The sequence below is a fragment of the Sphingomonas turrisvirgatae genome (assembly GCF_001721295.1).
GTDB classification, from domain to species: Bacteria; Pseudomonadota; Alphaproteobacteria; order Sphingomonadales; family Sphingomonadaceae; genus Sphingomonas; species Sphingomonas turrisvirgatae.
The window spans coordinates 17,656-39,596 of record NZ_MDDS01000017.1; the positions used below are offsets into that span (position 1 = coordinate 17,656).

Sequence of the window (21,941 nt, forward strand, 5' to 3'; positions counted from 1 at the left end):
AGAGGCACCCGACGGACCATCCGAAGGGTGCGTACTTTCAGCCCGATAAGTCGATGCGAGCCCCCGTCCGGGCTGAATTCCGCCCCTTGCGGAGCGAAAAGACGGGGGACGCAGGCCCGGGGCGAACCCCGGCGGTATCCCTATGTCGTTTTGAGCGTTTCAGCTCTGGCCGGATCCTCGGATCGGGATCGATCCGGCCGGCCGCGCGATCCCGATGGAATCGCGAATCTCGTTTGGGAAGGCGCGCCAATACGGCAGCCCGACTTCCCTGTCCACCCCTGCCCCGCGCTTTTGCACCGGCTGGAACGGAAACAGCCCCGGCGTCGATCCGGGGCTGCGTCAGCTCGCTTAGGCGAGCTTGATCTCGACGTCCACGCCAGCGGCGAGGTCCAGCTTCATCAGCGCGTCGACCGTCTGCGGGGTCGGCTGAACGATGTCCAGCAAGCGCTTGTAGGTGCGCGTCTCGAACTGCTCGCGCGACTTCTTGTCGATGTGCGGGCCGCGGTTGACGGTGAACTTGTCGATGTGCGTGGGAAGCGGGATCGGACCACGGATCAGAGCGCCGGTGCGGCGCGCGGTGTCGGCGATGTCGCCGGCAGCCTGGTCGAGCACGCGATGATCGAATGCCTTCAGGCGAATGCGGATATTGTTGTCCATGACCCTACCAATGCGAAAGAGCGGACCCCGTTGCCGAGGTTCTTGCTGGTTCAAACTCAAACTGGAGGGCGGCCCATAACGGCACCCTCATAAAAAGGCAACCGCCCGCCCCCGGATTTTCATCCGGGAACGGGCGGCTGTTAGCCCTTTGAGAAGCTTACTTCTCGATCGTCGCCACGACGCCTGCACCGACGGTGCGGCCGCCTTCGCGGATCGTGAAGCGCTGACCGACGTCCATCGCGATCGGTGCGATCAGCTTCACGCCCAGCGCGACGTTGTCGCCCGGCATGACCATCTCGGTGCCGGCCGGCAGCTCGATCGTGCCGGTGACGTCGGTGGTGCGGAAGTAGAACTGCGGACGATAGTTCGCGAAGAACGGCGTGTGACGGCCGCCTTCGTCCTTCGACAGGACGTACACTTCCGACTGGAAGTCGGTGTGCGGCTTGATCGAACCCGGCTTGGCCAGAACCTGACCACGCTCGACTTCTTCACGGCCCACGCCGCGGATCAGCGCGCCGATGTTGTCGCCGGCTTCACCCTGGTCGAGCAGCTTGCGGAACATTTCGACGCCCGTGACGGTGGTCTTGCGGACGGCTTCCTGGATGCCGACGATCTCGACTTCCTCGCCAACCTTGACGATGCCGGTCTCGACGCGGCCGGTGACGACCGTGCCGCGGCCCGAGATCGAGAACACGTCTTCGATCGGCATCATGAACGGCTTGTCCAGCGGACGCTCCGGCTGCGGGATCGACTCGTCGACAGCGGCCATGAGCGCGAGGATCGCATCCTTGCCCAGCTTGTCGTCGCTGCCCGACAGCGCGGCGGTTGCCGAACCACGGATGATCGGAATGTTGTCGCCGTCGAAGTCGCGCTTGCTCAGCTCTTCGCGGATTTCCATCTCGACCAGCTCAAGGATTTCCTCGTCGTCGACCAGGTCGACCTTGTTGAGGAAGACGACCATCGTCGGCACGCCGACCTGACGGGCGAGCAGGATGTGCTCCTTGGTCTGCGGCATCGGGCCGTCGGTCGCGGCAACCACCAGGATCGCGCCGTCCATCTGGGCGGCACCGGTGATCATGTTCTTCACATAGTCGGCGTGGCCCGGGCAGTCGACGTGCGCATAGTGACGCTTGTCGGTCTCGTACTCGACGTGTGCGGTCGAGATGGTGATGCCACGCTCACGCTCTTCCGGCGCCTTGTCGATGTTGGCGAAGTCGACGGCGGCGTTGCCCGCGACGTTCTCGGCCAGCACCTTGGTGATCGCCGCGGTCAGCGACGTCTTGCCGTGGTCGACGTGACCGATGGTGCCGATGTTGAGGTGCGGTTTGTTCCGCTCAAACTTAGCCTTTGCCATTTTTCCTACCTTCTTGGATTCGATTGCCTCGCGAGCGGAGCCGCGCGAACGCGGCCCCATAGCGAGTGTTTTTACGTTATGCCAGCCCCAGCTTAGGCCAGCTTCGCCTTCACTTCGTCAGCAACGTTCGGCGGCACTTCGTCATAGTGGCTGAACGACATGCTGTACTGCGCGCGCCCCTGCGTGAACGAACGCAACTGGTTCACATAGCCGAACATGTTCGCCAGCGGGACCATCGCATCGACGGTCTGCGCATTGCCGCGCGTATCGGTGCCCTGGATCTGGCCACGGCGGCTGTTGATGTCGCCGATGACGTCGCCAAGATACTCTTCCGGCGTCACCACCTCGACCTTCATGATCGGCTCGAGCAGCTTGATGCCCGACTTCTGGGCCGCTTCGCGCATTGCTGCACGCGCGGTGATTTCGAACGCCAGCGCCGACGAGTCGACGTCATGGTACGCACCGTCATACAGCAGCACTTCGAAGTCGATGATCGGGAAGCCGATCAGCGAGCCGGTCTCTGCAGTCTCGCGGAAGCCCTTTTCGATCGCGGGGATATATTCCTTCGGAATGTTACCGCCCTTGATCTCGTCCTTGAAGACGAAGCCCGAACCGCGCTCACCCGGCGTCAGCTTGACCTTGACGCGACCGAACTGACCGGTGCCGCCCGACTGCTTCTTGTGGGTGTAGTCGATATCGACCGGCTTCGCGAGATATTCGCGATACGCCACCTGCGGCGCGCCGACATTCGCCTCGACCTTGAACTCGCGCTTCATGCGATCGACCAAGATGTCGAGGTGAAGCTCGCCCATGCCCTTGATGATCGTCTGGCCTGATTCGTGATCGGTCGACACGCGGAACGAGGGATCCTCGGCGGCCAGGCGGTTAAGCGCGATGCCCATCTTTTCCTGGTCGGCCTTGGTCTTCGGCTCCACCGACAGCTCGATCACCGGCTCCGGGAACTCCATGCGCTCCAGGATGATCGGGGCCTTTTCGGCGCACAGCGTGTCACCCGTCGTGGTCTCCTTGAGACCCGCGAGCGCCACGATGTCACCGGCATAGGCGACGTCGATATCTTCACGGCTGTTCGCATGCATGAGCAGCATGCGGCCGATCTTTTCCTTCTTGTCCTTCACCGAGTTCAGATACGCGCCCTTGGTGAGCGTGCCCGAATAGATGCGCGCGAAGGTGAGCGATCCGACGAACGGATCGTTCATGATCTTGAACGCGAGCATCGACAGCGGCGCGTCGTCAGCCGTCGCACGCGAATCCGGCTCGTCATTGGCCGGGTTGATGCCCTGAACGTCCGGAATGTCGAGCGGCGACGGCAGATAATCGACAACCGCGTCGAGAAGCGCCTGCACACCCTTGTTCTTGAACGACGAACCGCACAGCACCGGTACGAACGACTGGTTCAGCGTCCCCTTGCGGATCAGCGCCTTCAGCGTCGCGACGTCGGGCAGATTGCCTTCAAGATACGCTTCCATCGCCTCATCGTCCTGCTCGACGGCGAGTTCGATCAGCTTTTCGCGATATTCGGCGGCCTTGTCCTTCAGATCCTCGGGGATTTCGACATATTCGAATTCCGCACCGAGGTTTTCGGACTTCCAGATGATGCCACGCTCGTTGACCAGGTCGACCAGGCCGACAAAGTCCGATTCCGCGCCGATCGGGAGATACAAGACGGCCGGCTTCGCGCCCAGGCGATCGATGATCGTCTGTACGCAGTAATAGAAGTTGGCGCCGGTGCGATCGAGCTTGTTGATGTAGCACATGCGCGGAACTTTGTACTTGTCCGCCTGGCGCCACACGGTTTCCGACTGCGGCTCCACGCCGGCGACGCCGTCGAACGCGGTGATCGCGCCGTCGAGCACGCGCAGCGAACGCTCGACTTCAATCGTGAAGTCGACGTGACCGGGGGTGTCGATGATGTTCAGGCGATGCTCGGGACCCTTGCCCTCTTCAGCCTTCCACAAGCACGTAGTCGCGGCGGACGTGATCGTGATCCCGCGCTCCTGCTCCTGCTCCATCCAGTCCATCGTCGCCGTGCCTTCATGCACTTCGCCGATCTTGTAGGACTTGCCGGTGTAATAGAGGATGCGCTCGGTCGTCGTCGTCTTGCCGGCGTCGATGTGCGCCATGATGCCGAAATTGCGATAGCGCTCGAGCGGATGGCTGCGGGCCATGATCGGTTCCTTAGAGAGATGGGGAGCCGGACGATCCGGCTCCCCATAATATAGTTGCTGTTTTTACCAGCGGTAGTGCGAGAAGGCGCGGTTCGCTTCCGCCATGCGGTGCGTGTCCTCGCGCTTCTTCACCGCATTGCCGCGGTTGTTCGAAGCGTCCAGCAGCTCGCCCGACAGGCGCGCCGACATGGTGTTCTCGCTGCGGTTGCGGGCCGAGCTGATCAGCCAGCGGATCGCCAGCGCCTGCGCGCGCTCCGGACGGACTTCGACCGGGACCTGATAGGTCGCACCGCCGACGCGGCGGCTGCGCACTTCGATACCCGGCTTGATGTTGTTGAGCGCTTCGTGGAAGACTCCGATCGGGTCCTTCTTCGCGCGCTGCTCGACAACTTCCAGTGCCGAATAGACGATGCCTTCGGCGACGGCCTTCTTGCCGTCCAGCATCACGCTGTTCATGAACTTGGAAAGAACCTGATCACCATAGACGGGATCGGGCAGGATTTCCCGCTTTTCGGGACGACGACGACGTGCCATCTTGAATTTCCTTCTAAAACTTCAGCTGGTCCGGAACCCGTCCGGGGCTTACTTGAGGGCGCCCTGGGGCTTACTTCGGACGCTTCGCGCCGTACTTCGAACGGCTCTGCTTGCGGTCCTTGACACCCTGGGTATCGAGCACGCCGCGCAGCACGTGGTAGCGGACGCCGGGAAGGTCGCGAACGCGGCCGCCACGGATCAGCACGACCGAGTGCTCCTGCAGGTTGTGGCCTTCGCCGGGGATGTAGCTGATGACTTCGCGGCTGTTCGTCAGGCGGACCTTGGCCACCTTGCGAAGCGCGGAGTTCGGCTTCTTCGGAGTCGTCGTATAGACGCGGGTGCAAACGCCGCGCTTTTGCGGGTTCTGCTCCATCGCAGGGACCTTCGACTTGGTCTTCTGCAGGGTGCGGCCCTTGCGGACCAGCTGGTTGATCGTCGGCATGAAGCCCTTCACCTTTGTGTTTACCGGTCGCCCGGCGGTTACTTTGCTGAAGCCCTATTACGAGCGAATACGAAAAAGCCCCCGGCGGTCTTGCGACCTCCTGGGCCAGATGCGTCTCCAGCAACGTTCAGCTCTGCCCCGCATGGACTCAGCCATTCGGGACGCGGGCGCCTATACGCAGGCGCAGGGCAGCGGTCAACCGGATCGCGTGAAGCTAGTCGACCCGCACGCCGCCCTTGATCACGGCCGCCGGTCTTGTCAGCACGCTCACGTCTTTCAGCGGATCGCCATCGACCGCAAGCATGTCGCCATAGCGGCCGACGGCGATCGTGCCGATGTCCCCTTCCCGCCCCAGCGCCCGCGCGGCGTTCACGGTGGCGGTGCGGATCGCCTCGATCGCCGTCATGCCATATCGCACCATGACGCGGAACTGGCCCGCCGCGCTGCCGTGCGGCATCACCCCGGCGTCGGTGCCGAACACCATCTTCACCCCGGCGGCATGCGCCTTGCGGAAGTTGTCGCGCTGGATCTGTGCGATCTCGCGGTCCTTGCGCAGATTGTCCGGTAACACCCCGTTCTTCGCGCCCTCGGCCTGGGTATAGTCGGTATTGAAGATATCCATCGAGAACCACACTGGCTGCTTGCGCGCCGCCGCAAGCTTGATGCCCTCCTCGTCGACCAGGCTGGCATGTTCGATCGTGTCGATGCCGGCGCGGATCGCGGCCTTGATCCCCGCGGCGCCATGCGCATGCGCCGCGACGCGCAAACCCCATTGGTGCGCCTCGTCCGCAATCGCGCGCATCTCCTCTTCGGACAGTTGCTGCTGACCCGGCTCGGTATTGCGCGAGAAGACGCCGCCCGTGGCGCAGATCTTGATGACCTCCGCACCATATTTGCGCTGCTCGCGCACGATGCGACGCAGATCCTGCGGCCCGTCGCCCACGGCCGCGCCCTTCGCCTTGTACGAGGGCGGGAGATAGGTCTGGTCGCAATGCCCGCCCGTCGCACCAAGCGAATGTGCCGCCGGGACGATGCGCGGTCCGGGCGTCAGGCCCTCGTCGATCGCCTGTTTGAGCCCGACATCACTGTAGTTCTCCGAACCGACATTGCGCACCGTGGTGAACCCCGCGCGGAGCATTGCCTGCGCGTTGCCGACCGCCTGCACGGTCCAAAAGCTGTCGGTGAACTGCAGCCCGTCATAGCCGCCGTAGCGCGGGTTCGCGTCCAGATGGACATGCATGTCGATCAGGCCCGGCAGGATCGTCTTGCCCGAAAGGTCGATATGCCGCACGTCCGCGCCCCAGCGCACGGTGCGGGCGTCGGCGATCGAGGTGATGCGCCCGTCGGTGATGAAGACGGCGGGATAGTCGACCGTCTTGCCGGTCACGACATCGATCATATGCTCGGCGGTGACGACGACGGTTTCGGCATGTGCCGGCGCGGCGAGCAGCGCGACGGCAAGCAACGCGAGCCGGTTCATGCCGACAGCATGTCGGCAGGCATGCCGTCGGAGCGCGACGCCGCGCTCGCCAAATCGATCCCGAACCCGATCCACATCGCCATCAGCACCACGCCGGAAAGCAGGAACAGCAAGGCGCGAACCGGCACCTTCTTCGGCCCGATATGCACGAAACTGTGACAATATCGGAGCGCGACATAGAGCCATGCGAGCACGACCTGCACCTGACTGTCCTGGCTGGTGATCAGCAGCAGCGGAATCAGCGCGAAGTACAGCACCGGCATCTCGAACAGGTTGCGGTAATTGTTCGCCGGCATTTCGATCGGCGCGAAATAGCGCAGTGCCGCTTCGCCCGTGTCGAAGTCGCCGCGCCCGGGCGGGTTGGCTCGGATGTGCCGCGCGCGGGTGACGAACATCGTGACGAAGACGATGAAGATCAGCGCGACCAGCGCCAGGGTCGGCCAAAGAATGGACAGGCTCAAGACGGCGGCTCCCCAATTCGCTATGGATCGAACGTGCCGGGTGATAGCTCGCCTGTAAAGCGGAGGATGCAATGCGGACGGATCGGGAAGGCAGCTGCCGTTGTGGAAGTATCAGGTTCCGGATCAATGCCGATCCGCTTGTCACGGCCGTCTGCCATTGCCGCGGGTGCCAGAAGATGACGGCCAGCGCCTTTTCCACCACCATCACTCTTCCCGCTGATGCGCTGGAGGTCATTGCCGGCGAACCGGTGATCGGCGGACTGCATGGGGACGAGGCGCGCCATCATCATTGCGGTTGGTGCAAGAGCTGGCTGTTCACACGGCTGCCGCCGGAATATGGCGCGGTCAACGTGCGCGCGACGATGCTGGACGACGCGCGGGGTTTCACGCCGTTCATGGAGACGTTCACAAGCGAGGCGCTGCCCTGGGCCAAAACCGGCGCGACCCGCAGCTTCGAGCGTTTTCCCGAGCCCGGCGACTATCCGGCGCTGATCGAAGCCTATCGGGAATCGGTCGCCTGAGCCGGGTCAAACCGGCCCAGGCGGATCGATTACAGGCCGCTGACGTGCTTGAGATGCCCTTCGACCACCGGCGCGGTTTCGCTGGCGAACGTCTTGAGCGACGGCACGTCGCCGCTGCTGGCGTAGCCCTGCAGCGCAGCGAGCGTCTTCTGGTGCGCGGCAACTTGCTGCTGCTTGTAGAGCGTGTCGAACTCGGCACCGCTGGCGGCGCGCAGCGCTTCCAGGTTGGCCGTCTGCTCGGCATTCATGGCGGGCGCGGGCGTGATCGCCGGATCGGCCTTCCCTGCCGCCGCCTTGAGCTTGGCGGTGGAGGTCGTGTGATCCTTGATCATCATCGCCGCGAATTCCTTGACCGGGGCGGTCGTCGCCTTTTCCTGCGCCAGCTTCGAGGATTCGAGTTCGAACATGTCGCTCGCGGCGGCGGTGTCGGCGAACTGCTGGCCCGTCATCGGTGCGGCCGCATCAGGCGCCATCGCCATATTGTCGGCAGCATTGCCTTCCATCGCGGCCTCGCTGCCGGCTAGCGCATCGTTGCCGGTGACGGTCACATTGGCCGACTCCGCATTGCCGCCACAGGCGGCAAGTGCGAGCGCGGGCAGAACGGCTAACATGAGTTTATGTTTCATCGGGGTTTTCCTCCTGCAGGCCCGGCGCGAACGCCCGGCCGGCAGGAGGGTTCCCGATCACATGTGCAGCTGCCGGCCATAAGCAGCGAGCACGGCCTCGTGCATCGTCTCGCTGATCGTCGGATGGGGGAACACCGTCTCCATCAGCTCAGCCTCGGTCGTCTCGAGCGTCTTGCCGATGGTATAGCCCTGGATCATCTCGGTGACTTCCGCGCCGATCATGTGCGCGCCGAGCAGTTCGCCCGTCTTGGCGTCGAACACCGTCTTCACAAAGCCCTCCGGCTCGCCCAGCGCGATCGCCTTGCCGTTGCCGATGAAGGGGAAGTTGCCGACCTTGACCTCGTAACCCGCTTCCTTTGCCTTCGCTTCGGTCAGGCCGACGCTGGCGATCTGCGGGTGGCAATAGGTACAGCCCGGGATGTTGCGCGGGTCCATCGCGTGCGGATGCTTGCCGGCGATCGCCTCGGCCGCGATCACGCCCTCATGGCTCGCCTTGTGCGCCAGCCAAGGCGGCGCAGTGATGTCGCCGATCGCCCACAGCCCCTCGACATTGGTCTTGCAGTCCGGCCCGGTCACCAGGAAGCCGCGATCGTTTACCTCGACGCCGAGTTCCTTGAGGCCAAGGTCCTCGGTGTTCGGCACGATGCCGATTGCAACGATGACGTGGCTGTACTCGCCCGCAACCGCCTTACCATCCTTACCCGTGATGGTCGCCTTCACGCCATTTGCGTCGGCCTCGATCTTGTCGATCCTGGCCGAGGTCATGATGTTCATGCCCTGCTTCTTCAGCGCCTTTTCAAGGTGCGCGGAGATGTCGGCATCCTCGACGGGCACGATGCGGTCCATCATCTCGACCACGGTCACCTCGGCGCCCATGTCGTTGTAGAAGGACGCAAACTCGATCCCGATCGCGCCCGATCCGATCACCAGCAGCTTGCTCGGCATCTCGCTCGGCGTCATGGCGTGGCGATAGGTCCAGACGCGCTTGCCGTCGGCGGGCAGGCCCGGCAGGTCACGGGCGCGCGCACCGGTCGCGACGATGATGTTCCTGGCGGTCAGTTCGGTCGCCTTGCCGTCCTTATCGGTGACGGTCAGCTTGCCCTTTCCGGTCAGCTTGCCCGTGCCCATGTGGACGGCGATCTTGTTCTTCTTCATCAGGTGCGTGACGCCCTGATTGAGCTGCTTGGCGACGCCGCGCGAACGCTTGACGACCGCATCCAGGTCGGCGCTGATCTTCTCCGCGGCGAGGCCATAGTCCTTGGCGTGCTGCATGAAGTGGAAGATCTCGGCCGAGCGCAGCAGCGCCTTGGTCGGGATGCAGCCCCAGTTGAGGCAGATGCCGCCCAGCAGCTCGCGCTCGACGATCGCGGTCTTGAGCCCGAGCTGGCTCGCACGGATCGCCGCGACATAGCCGCCCGGGCCCGAGCCGAGCACGATCACGTCATAGGTTTCAGCCACGTCGATCTCCTGTTGGCGCGGTCCGAACCGGACGCGCGTCGAAATTGAAAAATGGTATCAAGCGGTATCCACGGGGCGGGGCTTCTTGTCCTCGCCCACCGCCACGAAGGTGAAGGCGGCCTGAGTCACGCGTTCATGATCTTCGCCGTGCCGGTCGCGCCGCCACGCCTCCACATCGATCACCATCGAGGTCCGCCCGACCCTGCTCAGCCGGGCATAGACCGACACCTCGTCGCCGACCGCGACCGGCGCATGGAACTGCATGCCGTCCATCGCCACCGTGACCGCGCGCCCTCGCGCACGTCGCGCCGCGACCAGCCCGGCGGCCATGTCCATCTGTCCCATCAGCCAGCCGCCAAAGATGTCGCCATAAGCGTTGGCATCGGCCGGCATGGTCGTCACGCGGATCGTCGGCTCGATAGATGGAGGCATGGGCTCATCCATTGCGGCGCTCCTCACGCCGCGCACGGTCCAGCGCCGCCGCCCGGCGCATGGGACCGATCGCCATCAGGATCACGCAGACGATCGCGACCCCGGTGACCAGCCAAACATCCTGCTTTGCCAATGGATAGGCCCACGCGCACAGCGAGGCGAACACCAGTGCGACGGCGATGCCGGCGGCGACATACAGGGCTTCGACCAGGACGCGCATGGCGAACCTCTCAGGCGAGCAGACCCATCGGCGATTCGACCAGCGCCTTGAATATCTTCATCAGCTCCGCGCCGTCCGCACCATCGATCGCACGATGGTCGAAGCTGCCGGTGGCGCTCATCACCGTCGCCACGCCAAGCGCGTCGTCCACGATGTACGGGCGCTTTTCGCCGGCGCCGACCGCCAGGATCATGCCCTGGGGCGGATTGATGACCGCGTCGAACTGCTTGATCCCGAACATGCCCATGTTCGAGATGCTGGCGGTGCCGCCCTGATATTCGTGCGGCTGCAGCTTGCCTTCCTTGGCCTTGTCAGCCAGCGCCTTCATCTGCGTCGAGATGCTGGCCAGTCCGATATTGGCAGCGTCGCGGATGATCGGGGTGATGAGGCCCGTCGGCGTCGACACCGCGACCGAAATGTCCGAGCGGCTGTACTTGATCAGCTTGTCGCCGGCATAGGTGACGTTGCACTTGGGCGCCTGAGCCAGCGCGACGGCCAGCGCCTTGATCAGCATGTCGTTGACCGACAACTTGACCCCACGCCCTTCCAGGCTCTTGTTCAATTCGCCACGCAGCTTGAGCAGCGCGTCGAGGCGCACGTCCACGGTGAGATAGATGTGCGGCACGGTCTGCTTCGCCTCGGTCAGGCGGCGCGCAATCGTCTTGCGGATGTTGCTGAGCTTCTCCGCCTCGTGAGGGATGCTCTCGTCGTACCAGGCCGCCGCAGGGGCAGCCGAAGGTGCCGTAGCAGCAGCGGGCGCGGCGGCGGGGGCCGCAGCTTGCGATCCAGCCGACGGCGCAGCGCCGGGCCGTGCGCCCTCCACATCGGCCTTGACGATGCGGCCGTTCGGGCCCGAACCGGTCAGGCCGGAGAGCTCGACGCCCTTTTCGGCGGCAATGCGACGGGCGAGCGGGCTGGCCTTGACGCGATCGCCGGCACTGGGAGCGCTCGCAGCCTTGGGAGCGGAAACATTGGACTTGGCGCTGTCCTGTGGCGGCAGGCCGTGATCTGCAGCCTCGTCCAGCTTGCGCTCGGGCTGCGGCGCGGAAGCTGTCTTGGCCGCATCGCCCTTCGGCGCTTCGATCGAGCCGGCATCCTCGCCCTCGCCCGCCAGGACGGCAATGACGCTGCCGACCTTAACACCGTCCGTGCCCTCGGCCACGACGATCCGCGCAATGACGCCCTCATCGACGGCTTCGAATTCCATCGTCGCCTTGTCGGTCTCGATCTCGGCGATCAGATCGCCCGACTTCACCGCATCGCCTTCCTTCACCAGCCATTTGGCCAGCGTCCCTTCTTCCATCGTGGGCGAAAGAGCAGGCATCTTGATTTCGATCGACATGGGTGGGGAGGATCCTGTCGTGTGATGGTGTTCAGTCGCCCCTCTCGCGCGGCGAACGGCCCCGGTCAACCCTGCCGCGTCCGTCAAGTGCTTGCGCTGGCAGCTTTGCCGCGTCACCAAGGCACCAGGATCGGGGGAGGATAGTAACATGCGCACCTATCTGGTGGTCATCGACGAGAGCGCCGAGGCGCAGATCGCGTTGCGTTTCGCCGCCCGCCGCGCGGTCAAGACCGGCGGCGGCGTCGAGATCCTCTCGCTGATCGAGAAGCCCGATTTCGTGCAATGGGGCGGCGTCATGGCGACGATCGAGGACGAGGCGCGCGAGCGAGCCGAGGCGCTGGTCGCCGGGGCGGCCGGCACGCTGATCCAGGAATCAGGGTTGAAGCCGACGATCACCGTGCGCGAAGGCGATGCGCCCCGCATCATCCGCGAGATGATCGATGCGAACCGCGACATCGCGGCGCTGGTGCTCGGCGTGGCCGAAGGCGGCAAGCCCGGCGCGCTGGTCGCCCACTTCACCGGCGCAGAACTGGCCGCGCTGCCGGTGCCGCTGATGTTGATTCCAGGAAGTCTCGACCGCGAGGCAATCGATCGCCTAAGCTGATCGGATGCGATTCACCGCCCTTCTCGTGCTGCTCGCCGCCGCACCTGCCGCCGCACAACAAAAACCCATCGAGCCGCCCAGCCCGGAACGACTGAAGGCCGATGTCGAAAAGCTGGTCAGTTTCGGCACGCGCCATACGCTGTCCTCGCCCGACCATCCGACGCGCGGCATCGGCGCTGCTCGCAAATGGGCAGCGGAGGAACTCGACCGGATCGGCGCCGCCTGCGGCAACTGCATCAAGGTCGCTCGAGTCGGCCGCAGCTTCACTGGCCCGCGTGCGCCCAACGGGGTTGAAGTGGTCAACGTACTCGGCTTTCAACAGGGTGAGGACCCCAAGCGCGTCATCATCGTCCAAGGCCATATCGATAGTCGCGTGTCCGATGTGATGGACGCGACCAGCGACGCGCCCGGTGCCAACGACGATGCGTCCGGCGTGGCGCTGGTGATCGAGGCGGCGCGCATCCTCTCGAAGCACAAGTTCAAGGCGACGATCGTCTATGCCGTGCTGTCGGGTGAGGAACAGGGGCTGTGGGGCGGCCAGCTGCTCGCCGAAACCGCGAAGGAGCGCGGCTGGACCGTCACCGCGGTGCTGAACAACGATATCGTGGGCAATACGGTGGGTCAGAACGGCGTCCGCGTCGCCGACCGCGTTCGCGTGTTCTCCGAAGGCATCCGCGCGTCGGAGGAGGTATCCGACCAGATCAGGCGGCGCGGGGACGGCGGCGAGGATGACGGCCCCAGCCGCGCGCTGGCAAAGGCGATCGACAAGATTGCCGCGGATATGCCGGGCGGCCTCGACGTGGTCGTCGTCCGCCGGCCCGACCGCTTCGGACGCGGCGGCGATCACGAACCGTTCCTGAAGCTTGGCTATCCCGCGATCCGCTTCTCGGTCGCGGCCGAAAATTACGATCAGCAGCACCAGGACCTGCGAACCGAGCAAGGCCGCGTCTATGGCGACACGGTCGACAAGATGGACTTCCCCTATCTGGCAAAGGTCACCGCGATCAACGTCGCCACGATCCGCCGACTCGCCAATGCGCCCGCAGCGCCGGAAGGCGTGACGCTGGACGGTGCGCTGTCATTCGATACGAAGGTCAAGTGGGCAGCAGTGCCCGGTGCCCGCAGTTACAAGGTCTATTGGCGTCGCAACGACACGCAGGACTGGCAGGAAGCACGCGGCGTGACCGGGCGCACCGAAACGGTGCTGAAGGACGTGCCGGTCGACGATCACTTTGTCGGCGTGTCGGCCGTCGCAGCCGATGGCAGCGAGAGCATCGTGACCTTTGGTACCCGTCCCCCGCCCGCTCCGCGCTGACACGGCAAACCCCGCCCGCATGAGCAGGCGGGGTTGCCCGCGAAAGATCGTTCAGCGATAGAGCTGCTTGCCTGGCCCGCGGCGGATCAGCTTGGTCGGCGCGCGCCGGACCACGCGGCGGCTGCCGATGCTGCCGCTTTCGATCACCTCTTCGGTCACCACCGTCTTGGTCGTCGTGCCGCCGCCGACAATTACCACGGTCGTGGTGGGCGGGACGATGTAATAGCCGCCCGCATAATAGCCGCTCGCATAGCCGCTCGGCACGACGCAGCGCTGCATACAGGCAGGCGGCGGCGGGAGCTGCCGATCGCCGCGCCGATGCAGTTCGTAGCGGTCGTCGTCCTCGTCATAGCCGGGCGCATCATAGTCGGCGCCATAGCCGTCTGCGGCATAGGCATCGCCATCCCAATCGAGCCCGCTCACCGAATCCCACACGCGCCCGCCGCGATCGACCAGCACCGCATCGTCGTAATAGCGCACCCAGAAATAGCCATGGGGCGGCCGCACCAGACCCCAGCTGGCATAATCGGAAATGCCGAATCTGCCGCCCATCCAATAGCCGGGCAGCGTCCAGCCCCGTACCGGCCTGCGATAGGCGCTCCAGCCCCCCGGCGCCTGCATTCCGCCAGACCAGCGCCCGCCGATCTTGCTGCCCCAACGGCCACCATGGCGCGGCGGATCGAAGCGGCCGGGCGGCATCGTGCGCGGTGGACCGGCCCGCATCGGCATCGGCCGGACCTGTGCCGGAACGGGAACGGCTTGCGGCCGGATCGGCACGGCGCGTGGCGCCTGCGGCGCGGACATCGCGCGCTGAATCGGGCCGCCGGACCCGGCGCGCTGCGCCTCGGCCGGCGTTGTGGCGGACAGAGCGATCACGGTCGCGGCGGTGACAAACAGGATGGACTTCACGGGACCAGGCTCCTCCGAAGCGACGAGCCCCGCCATGAAGAAGGATGAACCGCCTCATCCTCCTTAACACCTTGGAAACCATGTCTCCACTGCGCCACCATGGTTAAGAACGTCCCGATACGGGTCAGCCCGCTCGCGCCATCAACCCGAGAGGCGAGGCGCGAGCAGCCGCATCAGCGCCTCGCAACCGGCCGCGTCCTCGGCATCGAACCGACCGGTCATCGGGCTGTCGAGGTCGAGCACGCCGATCAGCCGTCCGTCGTGCACGATGGGCACGACAAGTTCGGCATTGCTCGCGGCATCGCAGGCGATGTGACCGGGAAAGGCATGAACGTCCTCCACCAGCTGGGTCTCTCGCGATTCCGCCGCCGCGCCGCACACGCCCTTGCCGAACGGGATGCGGATGCACGCTGCCTTGCCCTGGAATGGCCCGAGCACGAGCTCGCCCCCAACATTGCGGTAAAAGCCGGCCCAGTTGAGGTCCGGCAGATACTGCCAGATCAGCGACGCGGCGTTGGCCATGTTGGCCACCGCATCCGTTTCCCCCGACGTCAGCGCGTCGAGCGCAGCGTGAAGATCGCGATAAAGCTCGGCCTTCGAGCCGGCGGCAATGTCGAAGCTGTACATGGCCGCCAAGTGGCGCGCCGCCCCGCCCCATGCAAGAGGGGCTAGTCGATCTGCACCTTGGCGCGGCCGGCCTTCACTTGCGACCGCCCCTTCTTCTCGTCGACCCGGCGTGCCTTCGCCGCCTTGCTCGGCTTCGTCTTGATCCGGCGCGCGTCGCGCTCATGCGCCCTGGCGATCAGCTCGGCCACGCGCTCGCGCGCATCCTGGCGATTTGCCTCCTGCGTCCGGAATTTGCGCGCGGTCACCACCAGTTCGCCGCCGCTGGTCAACTTGCTGCCGGCCAGCGTTTTCAGCTGCTGATAGGCATAGGGCGGCAGGCCGAGCCGAAACACGTCGATGCGTAGCTGCACCGCGGTCGCCACCTTGTTGACATTCTGTCCACCGGGGCCGGACGCGGCGAGGAACTTCTCCTCGACGATCGCCGCCTCGATGTCAGCCATTGTCCGGCTCGGCCCCGCCGCCAAAGCCCATTGCCTTGAACCGCTGCGGTGTCGGGGCTTCGGCATGGACGTCCGGCTTGCCGGGACGGGGCACGGTCAATTGCGCGGCGTGAAGCATCAGCGGCCGGCCATGCGCCGCACCATAGACCGGATCGCCGGTAATCGGGATGCCCAGCCCCTCGGCGGCATGGACGCGGATCTGATGCGTGCGGCCGGTCTCGGGATAAAAGGCGACGAAGGCCCTGCCCTCCCTGCTCGCCAGCACTCGCCACCGCGTACGGGCCGACTTGCCTTTCGGATCGCCGGTCATCCGCCACCCGGCCTCAGCGCTGGAAACCTTGATGAGCGGCAAGTCGATCAGTCCCGCTTCCTCGTCCGGCACGCCGTCGATGACAGCGATATAGCGTTTGGTGACGCTGCCGGCTTCGAACGCCTGCTGGAACCGGGCATGCGCCTTGGGATTGCGCGCGAGCAGCAGGCAACCGCTGGTATCGCGGTCAAGCCGGTGCACCGCGGTCGGCCAGCGCTGAAAACCGAAGGTCAGGTTGGCAAGATGGTTCTCGAGACTGATCGACCCGTCGCGCGGGCGGTCCACCGGCAGGCCGGCAGGCTTGTCGATCACGATCGCTTCGCCGTCGATGAACAGCACATGGTCCTGGATCATGCGCGCCCTCTGCCACAGCCTCAATCGAAGCGATAGGCATCCATCGCCAGCACGCCATAGGTATAGCTGTGATGCAGCCGCTCGGTACGCTCGCCGCCCGCGCCCATCGCGGTGAACAGCGGCAGGATGTGATCCATCGTCGGGTGGTTCCGCCGCCCGTGCGGCGCGACCTCGACGGCGTTCAAAACGGCCTGCGTATCGCCGGCCATCAGTCGATCGTGCATCCAGTCGGCAAAGGTCGAGACCCATTCCGGCACCGCCGCATCATGATTGCGCCCTTCGGTGAAGATGGCGCGCAGATTGTGCGTCAGGCTGCCCGATCCCATGATCAGGACGTTCTGCTCTCGCAACGGCGCGATCGCCCGGCCAATCCGATGATGCCATGCCGGCGGATGCGCGCTGCTGATCGACAGCTGTACGACCGGGATATCGGCGTCCGGCCAGGCGAGCATCAGCGGGACCCAGGCCCCGTGATCCAGGCCGCGATGCGGGTCGAGCGATACAGGTTGGCCGGCATCGGCGACCAGCCGGGCAACCTCGGCAGCCATCGCCGGATCGCCCTTGGCCGAATAGCGCAGATCGAACAGCGCCTGTGGAAAACCGCCGAAATCATGGATCGTCGGCAGTTCGTCGCCTGACTTCACGACCGCTTGGGTCATGTCATGATGCGCAGAGATCATCAGGATGGCGTCCGGCCGCGCAACATGCGAACCCAGCCCGGCAAGAAAGCTACGCGCCGGGCTGGGCTCGACCATGATCATCGGCGAGCCGTGCGATACGAACAGGCTTGGCTGCACCGACGTCACTCCCTTCAGGCGATCAGCTTGGCCGCGACTTCTGCGATCCGGCGGCCCTGATAGCGCGCGCCGGCGAGGTCGATCGCGCTCGGCTGGCGGCTGCCGTCGCCGCCTGCCACCGTCGTCGCGCCATAGGGCGCGCCGCCCAGCACTTCGTCGATCTTCTGCTGATCGGCATGGCCATAGTCGAGCCCGACGATCGTCAGACCGAAATGCAGCAGATTGGTGATGACGCTGAACAACGTGGTCTCGTTGCCGCCATGCTGGGTCGCAGACGAGGTGAAGGCACCGCCGACCTTGCCGTGCAACGCACCCTGATACCACACACCGCCAGCGGTATCCCAGAACGCCGCCATCTGGCTGGCCATGCGGCCGAAGCGGGTCGGCGTGCCGACGATGATCGCGTCATAGTCCTTCAGTGCGTCGGGGCCCGAGATGACGGGATGCGGCGAGTCGGTCTTGAAGTGCGCCGCCTGTACGACAGCCTCGGGCGCCGTCTCCGGCACGCGAAGGATATCGACCTCGGCGCCCGCAGCGCGCGCGCCTTCCGCCACGGCCTCGGCCATCTGTTCGATATGGCCATAGGAAGAATAATAGAGAACCAGAACCTTCGCCATCGCGTGTCTCCTCTTGGAATTAGGGGTTTGGAGCGGCCCGCCTGTCAGGGAGGGGGCGGCAGGCCGCTCCGGGGGATCAGTCAGCGTCGACCAGCACGATCTCGGCATCTTCCAACGCAGTGATCGTCACGGTCTGGCCGCCCGTCAGTGCAGCTCCATCGCGCGCTTCGAACGTCTGATCCCCGATCTCGATACGGCCCACCGCCGGGACGAGATAGGCATAGCGCCCCTCGCCGACGCTGTGCGTCAGGCTCTCGCCCGCCTTGAGCGTTGCGCCCAGCACCCGCGCATCGGCGCGGATCGGCAGTGCGTCGGTATCCTCGGCAAAGCCGCTGGCCAGCGTCACGAACTTGCCGGACCGTTCGCCCTTGGGGAACGGCTTGGCGCCCCAGCTCGGCGCGCCGCCGCTGGCGCGAGGCATGATCCAGATCTGGAAGAGCGTCGTCGTTTCCGGCTCCAGATTATATTCGGCATGCCGAACCCCAGTGCCGGCACTCATCACCTGGACGTCGCCGGCGCCAGTCTTGCCGGTGTTGCCCATCGAGTCCTGATGCGTGATCGCGCCCTTACGGACATAGGTGATGATCTCCATGTCGCGGTGCGGGTGCGGCGGAAAGCCGCTGTTCGGTCCGATCTCGTCGTCGTTCCAGACGCGGATCGCGCCCCAGCCCATGCGATTGGGGTCATAGTAATCGGCAAAGCTGAAATGATGCCGTGCATTGAGCCATCCGTGATCGGCATGACCCAGGCTGTCGAACGAGCGTTTCTCGATCATGGCTGCCTCCTCTTGTTACGGCCAAGATAGGTCGCGTGATCGCAACGTAAATGGAAACGCTTGAAACGGATCGTTTCGGGAATTAAGCGTTCGTAATGGCATTGCGGCTCCCCGATTTCGAAGCCTGGGCGATTTTCGCCTGCGTGGTCGAACATCGCTCGTTCAGCGGCGCGGCCGAGTCGATCGGGGTCAGCAAGGCCACCGTCTCAAAGGCGATCTCGCGGCTCGAGGCGCAACTGGGTACCGCCTTGTTCCACCGTACCTCGCGCCGCCTGACCTTGACGGACAGCGGCAATGCGCTTGCCGAGCGGGCCGGTCGCATCCTTGCCGAAGCACGTGCCGCCGAGGAAAGCGCGCTCGAAGCGGCAAAGGCACCCGCCGGATTGGTCCGCATCGCCGCGCCGATCACCTTCGGCATCCGCTTCGTCGCCGACGCCGTCGCGGACCTGCTCGTGGCGCACCCAGGGATCGAGATCGACCTGCGGCTGTCGGATTCGCGGGTCGATATCGTGGCCGAGGGGTTCGACATCGCGCTGCGCATCGCCGATCTGCCGGATAGTTCGCTACGTGCGCGTCGGCTCGCCCCGATCCGCGCCAGCGTGGTCGCCGCGCCATCCTATCTCGAAAAGCATGGCACGCCCCGTCACCCCATGGACCTCGCCCATCACGCCTGCTTCCAATATGCCAACGCGATCGGCGCGTGGCATTTCCGGAAGGCCGATGGCGAAGAGGCTGCCGTACGTCCAAGCGGGCCGCTGATCACCGACAATGGCGACGCGATGCTGCCAGCGCTCAGGGCGGGGCTCGGCATCGCGCGCCTGCCCGACTTCATCGTGGAGCGCGAACTGTCAGACGGGTCGCTGGTCGAACTGCTCACCGGTTGGGCGCCGATGAACATCGCGCTGCATCTGATGACCCCACCCAGCACGCTGCGGCCGGCCAGGGTCGAAGTGGTCATCGACTTCCTGTCGGATCGCTTCCGCAATATCTGCCAGCGCGTGGCGGCTCAGTAGCGCCGGCGCAGCCGCTCGACGCTCTCGCTGGATCGGGGCTTCATGGACGCTTCGCCGCGCTCCGCCTCCAGCCGGCATTCTTCCTCAAGGTCGGCGCGGATCTTCTCGATTTCGGTATCGCTCTTGTGCTCGATCCCGACGAACTGACCCCGGGCCTTGTCGACGGCGCGGATCAACTCGTCCAGCTTGGCCTGCATCGCAGCGGCATCGCGGTTCTGGGAGTTCTGGATCAGGAACACCATCAGGAAGGTGACGATGGTGGTCGACGTGTTCACGATCAACTGCCAGGTGTCGGAATAGTCGAACAACGGCCCGGTCAGCGCCCATCCGATGATCAACACGACCGCGACGATGAACGTGGCCGGCTGACCGGTCAGTCGCGCGATCCGCCCGGCGACGATGGTAAAGAGCCGGTCGAGCGCGTCGCGCATCCGTCAGCCTCCGACCACCGCCGCGAAGCGCCGTATCGCGTCGGCCTCGTCCCCGCTCCACACGGCACCCGACATGGCCAGGAAGTCCGCGCCTGCCGCCACCAGCGGCGCAGCGTTGTCCGGCGTGATGCCGCCAATCGCCACGCATGGAATTTCAAACACGGTCGTCCACCAGGACAGGATCGCCGGATCCGGGCGATGCGCCGTATCCTTGGTCGTCGTCGGGAAGAACGCACCGAACGCGACATAATCGGCGCCCGCCTCGCCGGCCTCCATCGCCAGGTGCCGGCTGTCGTGACAGGTGACGCCGATCTGCGCCGCTGGCCCCAATGCTGCGCGCGCTTCACGCGGGTCGCCGTCGCCCTGCCCCAGATGCACGCCGTCCGCGCCTAGCCGCTTGGCGAGGCTGATGCTGTCGTTGACGATGAACGCTACATCGCGATCGGCGCAGATGCGGCGCAGCGGCTCGGCCAGCCGTGCCGCCTCGTGCTGATCGACACCCTTCACACGAAACTGGAAGGCCGCCACTGGACCGGCATCGAGCGCACTGGCCAGACGATCGGCAAAGCCGCCGGTCACGTCGAGCGGCGAAATCAGGTAGAGCTGGCAGGCAGGCCGCTGCTCGTCGCGCTTGAACTGCGCAGCGAATTCGGGGCCGATCGGGGGAAGGTCATCGTCATCCATTCCCCGCTGATAGGCTGCGCAAGCCATCATCGGAAGCGGTTCATTTCGCGCTCAGCTTTATGCGGGCATCACATGAGACATGATCGCCCTGCTTCTCGCCCCGCTCGCCGCCGCTGGCATGACCGCGCCCGCGCCCCCTTCGACCAGCGTCGGGCTGCACCAGTGGCGGCAACTCGCCGGCAAGCGGCTTCGCGCGGACAAGGTGGTCGAGGACAGCCGGTGCCCGATGAACGCGCGCTGCGTGTGGGCCGGGCGCACCACAGTCAAAGTGACGTTGCGGGATGGCGCGCGCAGCCGAACAGCGAACGTCACGCTGGGCGAAGCAATCCCGTTCGCGGGGGGCAGGCTGGCACTTGTGTCGGTCAGCCCCGAACGAATGGCGGGGGCGCAGCCCAGACGGCCCGCCCCCTACCGATTCACCTTCCAGTTCCGCCGCGATTAGGCCGGAACGCTCGTCTTCGTGGTCGAAGCCGCGTGGATCTCGTCGATCGCGCCGCTGAGCGAACCGTTGAACTCCTCGTCGCTCATCTGGTGGCGCAGATCCTCCAGCAGCGCGCGGCTGAAGCTTGCGATCATGCCGCGGTTCTTGGCCAGTTCCGCGCACGCTTCCGGCCGTGCATAGCCGCCCGACAGCGCCACGACGCGCAGGACGCGCGGGTGATCGACCAGCGGATCGAACAACCCCGACTTCTGCGGGATCGACAGCTTCAACATCACCTTGTCATCGCCCGGCATCGCGTCCAGCGCCTTCAGCAATTCGTCGAGCAGGATCACTTCCGCCTCGGCACGCTGGGGCGACTTGATGTTGAGTTCCGGCTCCAGCATCGGGACCAGGCCGTGGCTCAACACTTGCAGCCCGACTTCGACCTGCTGTGCGACGATGGCGGCGATGCCCTCGCGGTTGGCAAGGTTGATGACCGACCGCTCCTTGGTCCCGAACACGCCCAGGCCCTTGGCCTTGACCAGCAGCGCGTCCAGGTCGGGCATCGGCTTCATCAGCTGAACGCCGTTCGCCTCGTCCTCCAGCCCCTTGTCGATCTTGATAAACGGCACCACGCCGCGCTCGATCAGTGCCTGCGGCGTCGGCTTGCCGTCGACCTGCCCGTCCATGGTGCGCTCAAACAGGATCGCGCCGATCACCCTTTCGCCGTTGAAGCAGGGCGAGGTGATGATGCGGCTGCGCATGTCGTGGATCAGCGCGAACATCTCATCGTCGTTCGAGAAGGCGTCCGCCTCGATCCCATAGCCTTTCAGCGCCTTGGGCGTCGAGCCGCCCGACTGGTCCAGCGCTGCGATAAAACCGTTACCTTCGGCAATCTTGGCGGTCATTTCGGCGATGTTCATGATGTCCC

At 65.2% G+C, this 21,941-nt stretch carries 27 protein-coding genes; 5 read left to right on the forward strand and 22 right to left on the reverse strand.

Annotated elements, in window-relative coordinates:
• Nucleotides 1-348: 348 nt before the first annotated feature.
• The 7 genes from rpsJ to BFL28_RS07895 all read right to left on the reverse strand — a co-directional run bounded on the left by rpsJ (nt 349) and on the right by BFL28_RS07895 (nt 7,114).
• Entirely contained in the window at nt 349-657 is a 309-nt protein-coding gene (gene rpsJ, locus BFL28_RS07865) for a 30S ribosomal protein S10 (RefSeq protein ID WP_033921125.1), read from the reverse strand.
• Nucleotides 658-814: 157 nt separating this feature from the next.
• Entirely contained in the window at nt 815-2,011 is a 1,197-nt protein-coding gene (tuf, locus tag BFL28_RS07870; protein WP_069320035.1) for an elongation factor Tu, read from the reverse strand.
• Between the two features lie 92 nt (nt 2,012-2,103).
• Nucleotides 2,104-4,197, reverse strand: a complete 2,094-nt coding sequence (gene fusA / locus BFL28_RS07875; protein WP_069320036.1) for an elongation factor G — start codon at nt 4,195-4,197, stop codon at nt 2,104-2,106.
• A 63-nt stretch (nt 4,198-4,260) separates the two neighbouring features.
• Entirely contained in the window at nt 4,261-4,731 is a 471-nt protein-coding gene (gene rpsG / locus BFL28_RS07880; RefSeq protein ID WP_069320037.1) for a 30S ribosomal protein S7, read from the reverse strand.
• A 70-nt stretch (nt 4,732-4,801) separates the two neighbouring features.
• Nucleotides 4,802-5,173, reverse strand: coding sequence for a 30S ribosomal protein S12 (gene rpsL / locus BFL28_RS07885; RefSeq protein ID WP_069320082.1), 372 nt, complete (start codon nt 5,171-5,173; stop codon nt 4,802-4,804).
• Nucleotides 5,174-5,387: 214 nt separating this feature from the next.
• Nucleotides 5,388-6,653 (reverse strand): Xaa-Pro dipeptidase, encoded by a 1,266-nt coding sequence (locus BFL28_RS07890; protein WP_069320038.1) that lies wholly within the window; start codon nt 6,651-6,653, stop codon nt 5,388-5,390.
• Nucleotides 6,650-7,114 carry an MAPEG family protein gene (locus BFL28_RS07895; protein ID WP_069320039.1) on the reverse strand — a complete coding sequence of 155 codons (465 nt, stop codon included), beginning with the start codon at nt 7,112-7,114 and terminating at the stop codon, nt 6,650-6,652. The genes BFL28_RS07890 and BFL28_RS07895 overlap by 4 nt, the downstream gene beginning before the upstream one ends.
• Nucleotides 7,115-7,185: 71 nt before the next feature.
• Here BFL28_RS07895 and BFL28_RS07900 point away from each other — a divergent pair, with 71 nt between their 5' ends.
• A complete protein-coding gene (locus BFL28_RS07900; protein ID WP_069320040.1) occupies nt 7,186-7,635 on the forward strand; it encodes a GFA family protein in 450 nt (149 codons plus the stop codon).
• A 29-nt stretch (nt 7,636-7,664) separates the two neighbouring features.
• On the opposite strand, the gene BFL28_RS07905 is transcribed toward BFL28_RS07900, so the two are convergent.
• The 5 genes from BFL28_RS07905 to BFL28_RS07925 are packed head-to-tail and all read right to left on the reverse strand — an operon-like array spanning nt 7,665 to nt 11,713.
• Nucleotides 7,665-8,261 (reverse strand): DUF4142 domain-containing protein, encoded by a 597-nt coding sequence (locus BFL28_RS07905; protein WP_069320041.1) that lies wholly within the window; start codon nt 8,259-8,261, stop codon nt 7,665-7,667.
• Between the two features lie 57 nt (nt 8,262-8,318).
• A complete protein-coding gene (lpdA, locus tag BFL28_RS07910; protein WP_069320042.1) occupies nt 8,319-9,719 on the reverse strand; it encodes a dihydrolipoyl dehydrogenase in 1,401 nt (466 codons plus the stop codon).
• Nucleotides 9,720-9,776: 57 nt separating this feature from the next.
• On the reverse strand, nt 9,777-10,151 hold the full coding sequence (locus BFL28_RS07915; protein WP_069320043.1) for an acyl-CoA thioesterase: 375 nt from the start codon (nt 10,149-10,151) through the stop codon (nt 9,777-9,779).
• 4 nt (nt 10,152-10,155) lie between these two features.
• The gene (locus BFL28_RS07920) at nt 10,156-10,371 is read right to left on the reverse strand and encodes a hypothetical protein (RefSeq protein ID WP_069320044.1); all 216 of its coding nucleotides are present in this window, start codon (nt 10,369-10,371) and stop codon (nt 10,156-10,158) included.
• 10 nt (nt 10,372-10,381) lie between these two features.
• Complete coding sequence (locus BFL28_RS07925) at nt 10,382-11,713, reverse strand: pyruvate dehydrogenase complex dihydrolipoamide acetyltransferase (protein ID WP_069320045.1); 1,332 nt, start codon at nt 11,711-11,713, stop codon at nt 10,382-10,384.
• 148 nt (nt 11,714-11,861) lie between these two features.
• Between BFL28_RS07925 and BFL28_RS07930 the strand changes: the two genes are divergently transcribed.
• Both BFL28_RS07930 and BFL28_RS07935 read left to right on the forward strand, forming a co-directional pair.
• Nucleotides 11,862-12,317, forward strand: a complete 456-nt coding sequence (locus tag BFL28_RS07930) for a universal stress protein (protein WP_069320046.1) — start codon at nt 11,862-11,864, stop codon at nt 12,315-12,317.
• Between the two features lie 4 nt (nt 12,318-12,321).
• On the forward strand, nt 12,322-13,632 hold the full coding sequence (locus BFL28_RS07935) for a M20/M25/M40 family metallo-hydrolase (protein ID WP_069320047.1): 1,311 nt from the start codon (nt 12,322-12,324) through the stop codon (nt 13,630-13,632).
• A 51-nt stretch (nt 13,633-13,683) separates the two neighbouring features.
• Here the strand turns inward: BFL28_RS07935 and BFL28_RS07940 are convergent, their stop codons facing one another.
• From BFL28_RS07940 to BFL28_RS07970, 7 genes are all read right to left on the reverse strand, one after another.
• Nucleotides 13,684-14,541, reverse strand: a complete 858-nt coding sequence (locus tag BFL28_RS07940) for an RcnB family protein (protein WP_241527266.1) — start codon at nt 14,539-14,541, stop codon at nt 13,684-13,686.
• Between the two features lie 141 nt (nt 14,542-14,682).
• Nucleotides 14,683-15,168: a GAF domain-containing protein gene (locus BFL28_RS07945; RefSeq protein ID WP_069320049.1), complete on the reverse strand. Its 486-nt coding sequence runs from the start codon at nt 15,166-15,168 to the stop codon at nt 14,683-14,685.
• Nucleotides 15,169-15,209: 41 nt separating this feature from the next.
• Entirely contained in the window at nt 15,210-15,608 is a 399-nt protein-coding gene (gene arfB, locus BFL28_RS07950; RefSeq protein ID WP_069320050.1) for an alternative ribosome rescue aminoacyl-tRNA hydrolase ArfB, read from the reverse strand.
• Nucleotides 15,601-16,272, reverse strand: a complete 672-nt coding sequence (locus BFL28_RS07955) for an RluA family pseudouridine synthase (protein WP_069320051.1) — start codon at nt 16,270-16,272, stop codon at nt 15,601-15,603. Before BFL28_RS07955 ends, arfB begins: the two co-directional genes overlap by 8 nt.
• 20 nt (nt 16,273-16,292) lie before the next feature.
• Nucleotides 16,293-17,069, reverse strand: a complete 777-nt coding sequence (locus BFL28_RS07960) for a DODA-type extradiol aromatic ring-opening family dioxygenase (RefSeq protein ID WP_079247022.1) — start codon at nt 17,067-17,069, stop codon at nt 16,293-16,295.
• A gap of 14 nt (nt 17,070-17,083) precedes the next feature.
• Nucleotides 17,084-17,686 (reverse strand): NAD(P)H:quinone oxidoreductase, encoded by a 603-nt coding sequence (gene wrbA, locus BFL28_RS07965; RefSeq protein WP_069320052.1) that lies wholly within the window; start codon nt 17,684-17,686, stop codon nt 17,084-17,086.
• Between the two features lie 76 nt (nt 17,687-17,762).
• Nucleotides 17,763-18,461: a pirin family protein gene (locus BFL28_RS07970; RefSeq protein WP_069320053.1), complete on the reverse strand. Its 699-nt coding sequence runs from the start codon at nt 18,459-18,461 to the stop codon at nt 17,763-17,765.
• 101 nt (nt 18,462-18,562) lie between these two features.
• Here BFL28_RS07970 and BFL28_RS07975 point away from each other — a divergent pair, with 101 nt between their 5' ends.
• Nucleotides 18,563-19,474: a LysR family transcriptional regulator gene (locus BFL28_RS07975; protein ID WP_069320084.1), complete on the forward strand. Its 912-nt coding sequence runs from the start codon at nt 18,563-18,565 to the stop codon at nt 19,472-19,474.
• On the opposite strand, the gene BFL28_RS07980 is transcribed toward BFL28_RS07975, so the two are convergent.
• Nucleotides 19,468-19,905: a low affinity iron permease family protein gene (locus tag BFL28_RS07980; RefSeq protein ID WP_069320054.1), complete on the reverse strand. Its 438-nt coding sequence runs from the start codon at nt 19,903-19,905 to the stop codon at nt 19,468-19,470. The genes BFL28_RS07975 and BFL28_RS07980 overlap by 7 nt on opposite strands.
• A 3-nt stretch (nt 19,906-19,908) precedes the next feature.
• Nucleotides 19,909-20,589: a thiamine phosphate synthase gene (gene thiE, locus BFL28_RS07985; RefSeq protein WP_069320055.1), complete on the reverse strand. Its 681-nt coding sequence runs from the start codon at nt 20,587-20,589 to the stop codon at nt 19,909-19,911.
• 79 nt (nt 20,590-20,668) lie between these two features.
• Here thiE and BFL28_RS07990 point away from each other — a divergent pair, with 79 nt between their 5' ends.
• On the forward strand, nt 20,669-21,031 hold the full coding sequence (locus BFL28_RS07990; protein WP_069320056.1) for a hypothetical protein: 363 nt from the start codon (nt 20,669-20,671) through the stop codon (nt 21,029-21,031).
• Here BFL28_RS07990 and BFL28_RS07995 read toward each other — a convergent pair.
• Nucleotides 21,028-21,933: a fructose bisphosphate aldolase gene (locus BFL28_RS07995; RefSeq protein ID WP_069320057.1), complete on the reverse strand. Its 906-nt coding sequence runs from the start codon at nt 21,931-21,933 to the stop codon at nt 21,028-21,030. The two genes, BFL28_RS07990 and BFL28_RS07995, sit on opposite strands and share 4 nt — an antisense overlap.
• Nucleotides 21,934-21,941: the final 8 nt, after the last annotated feature.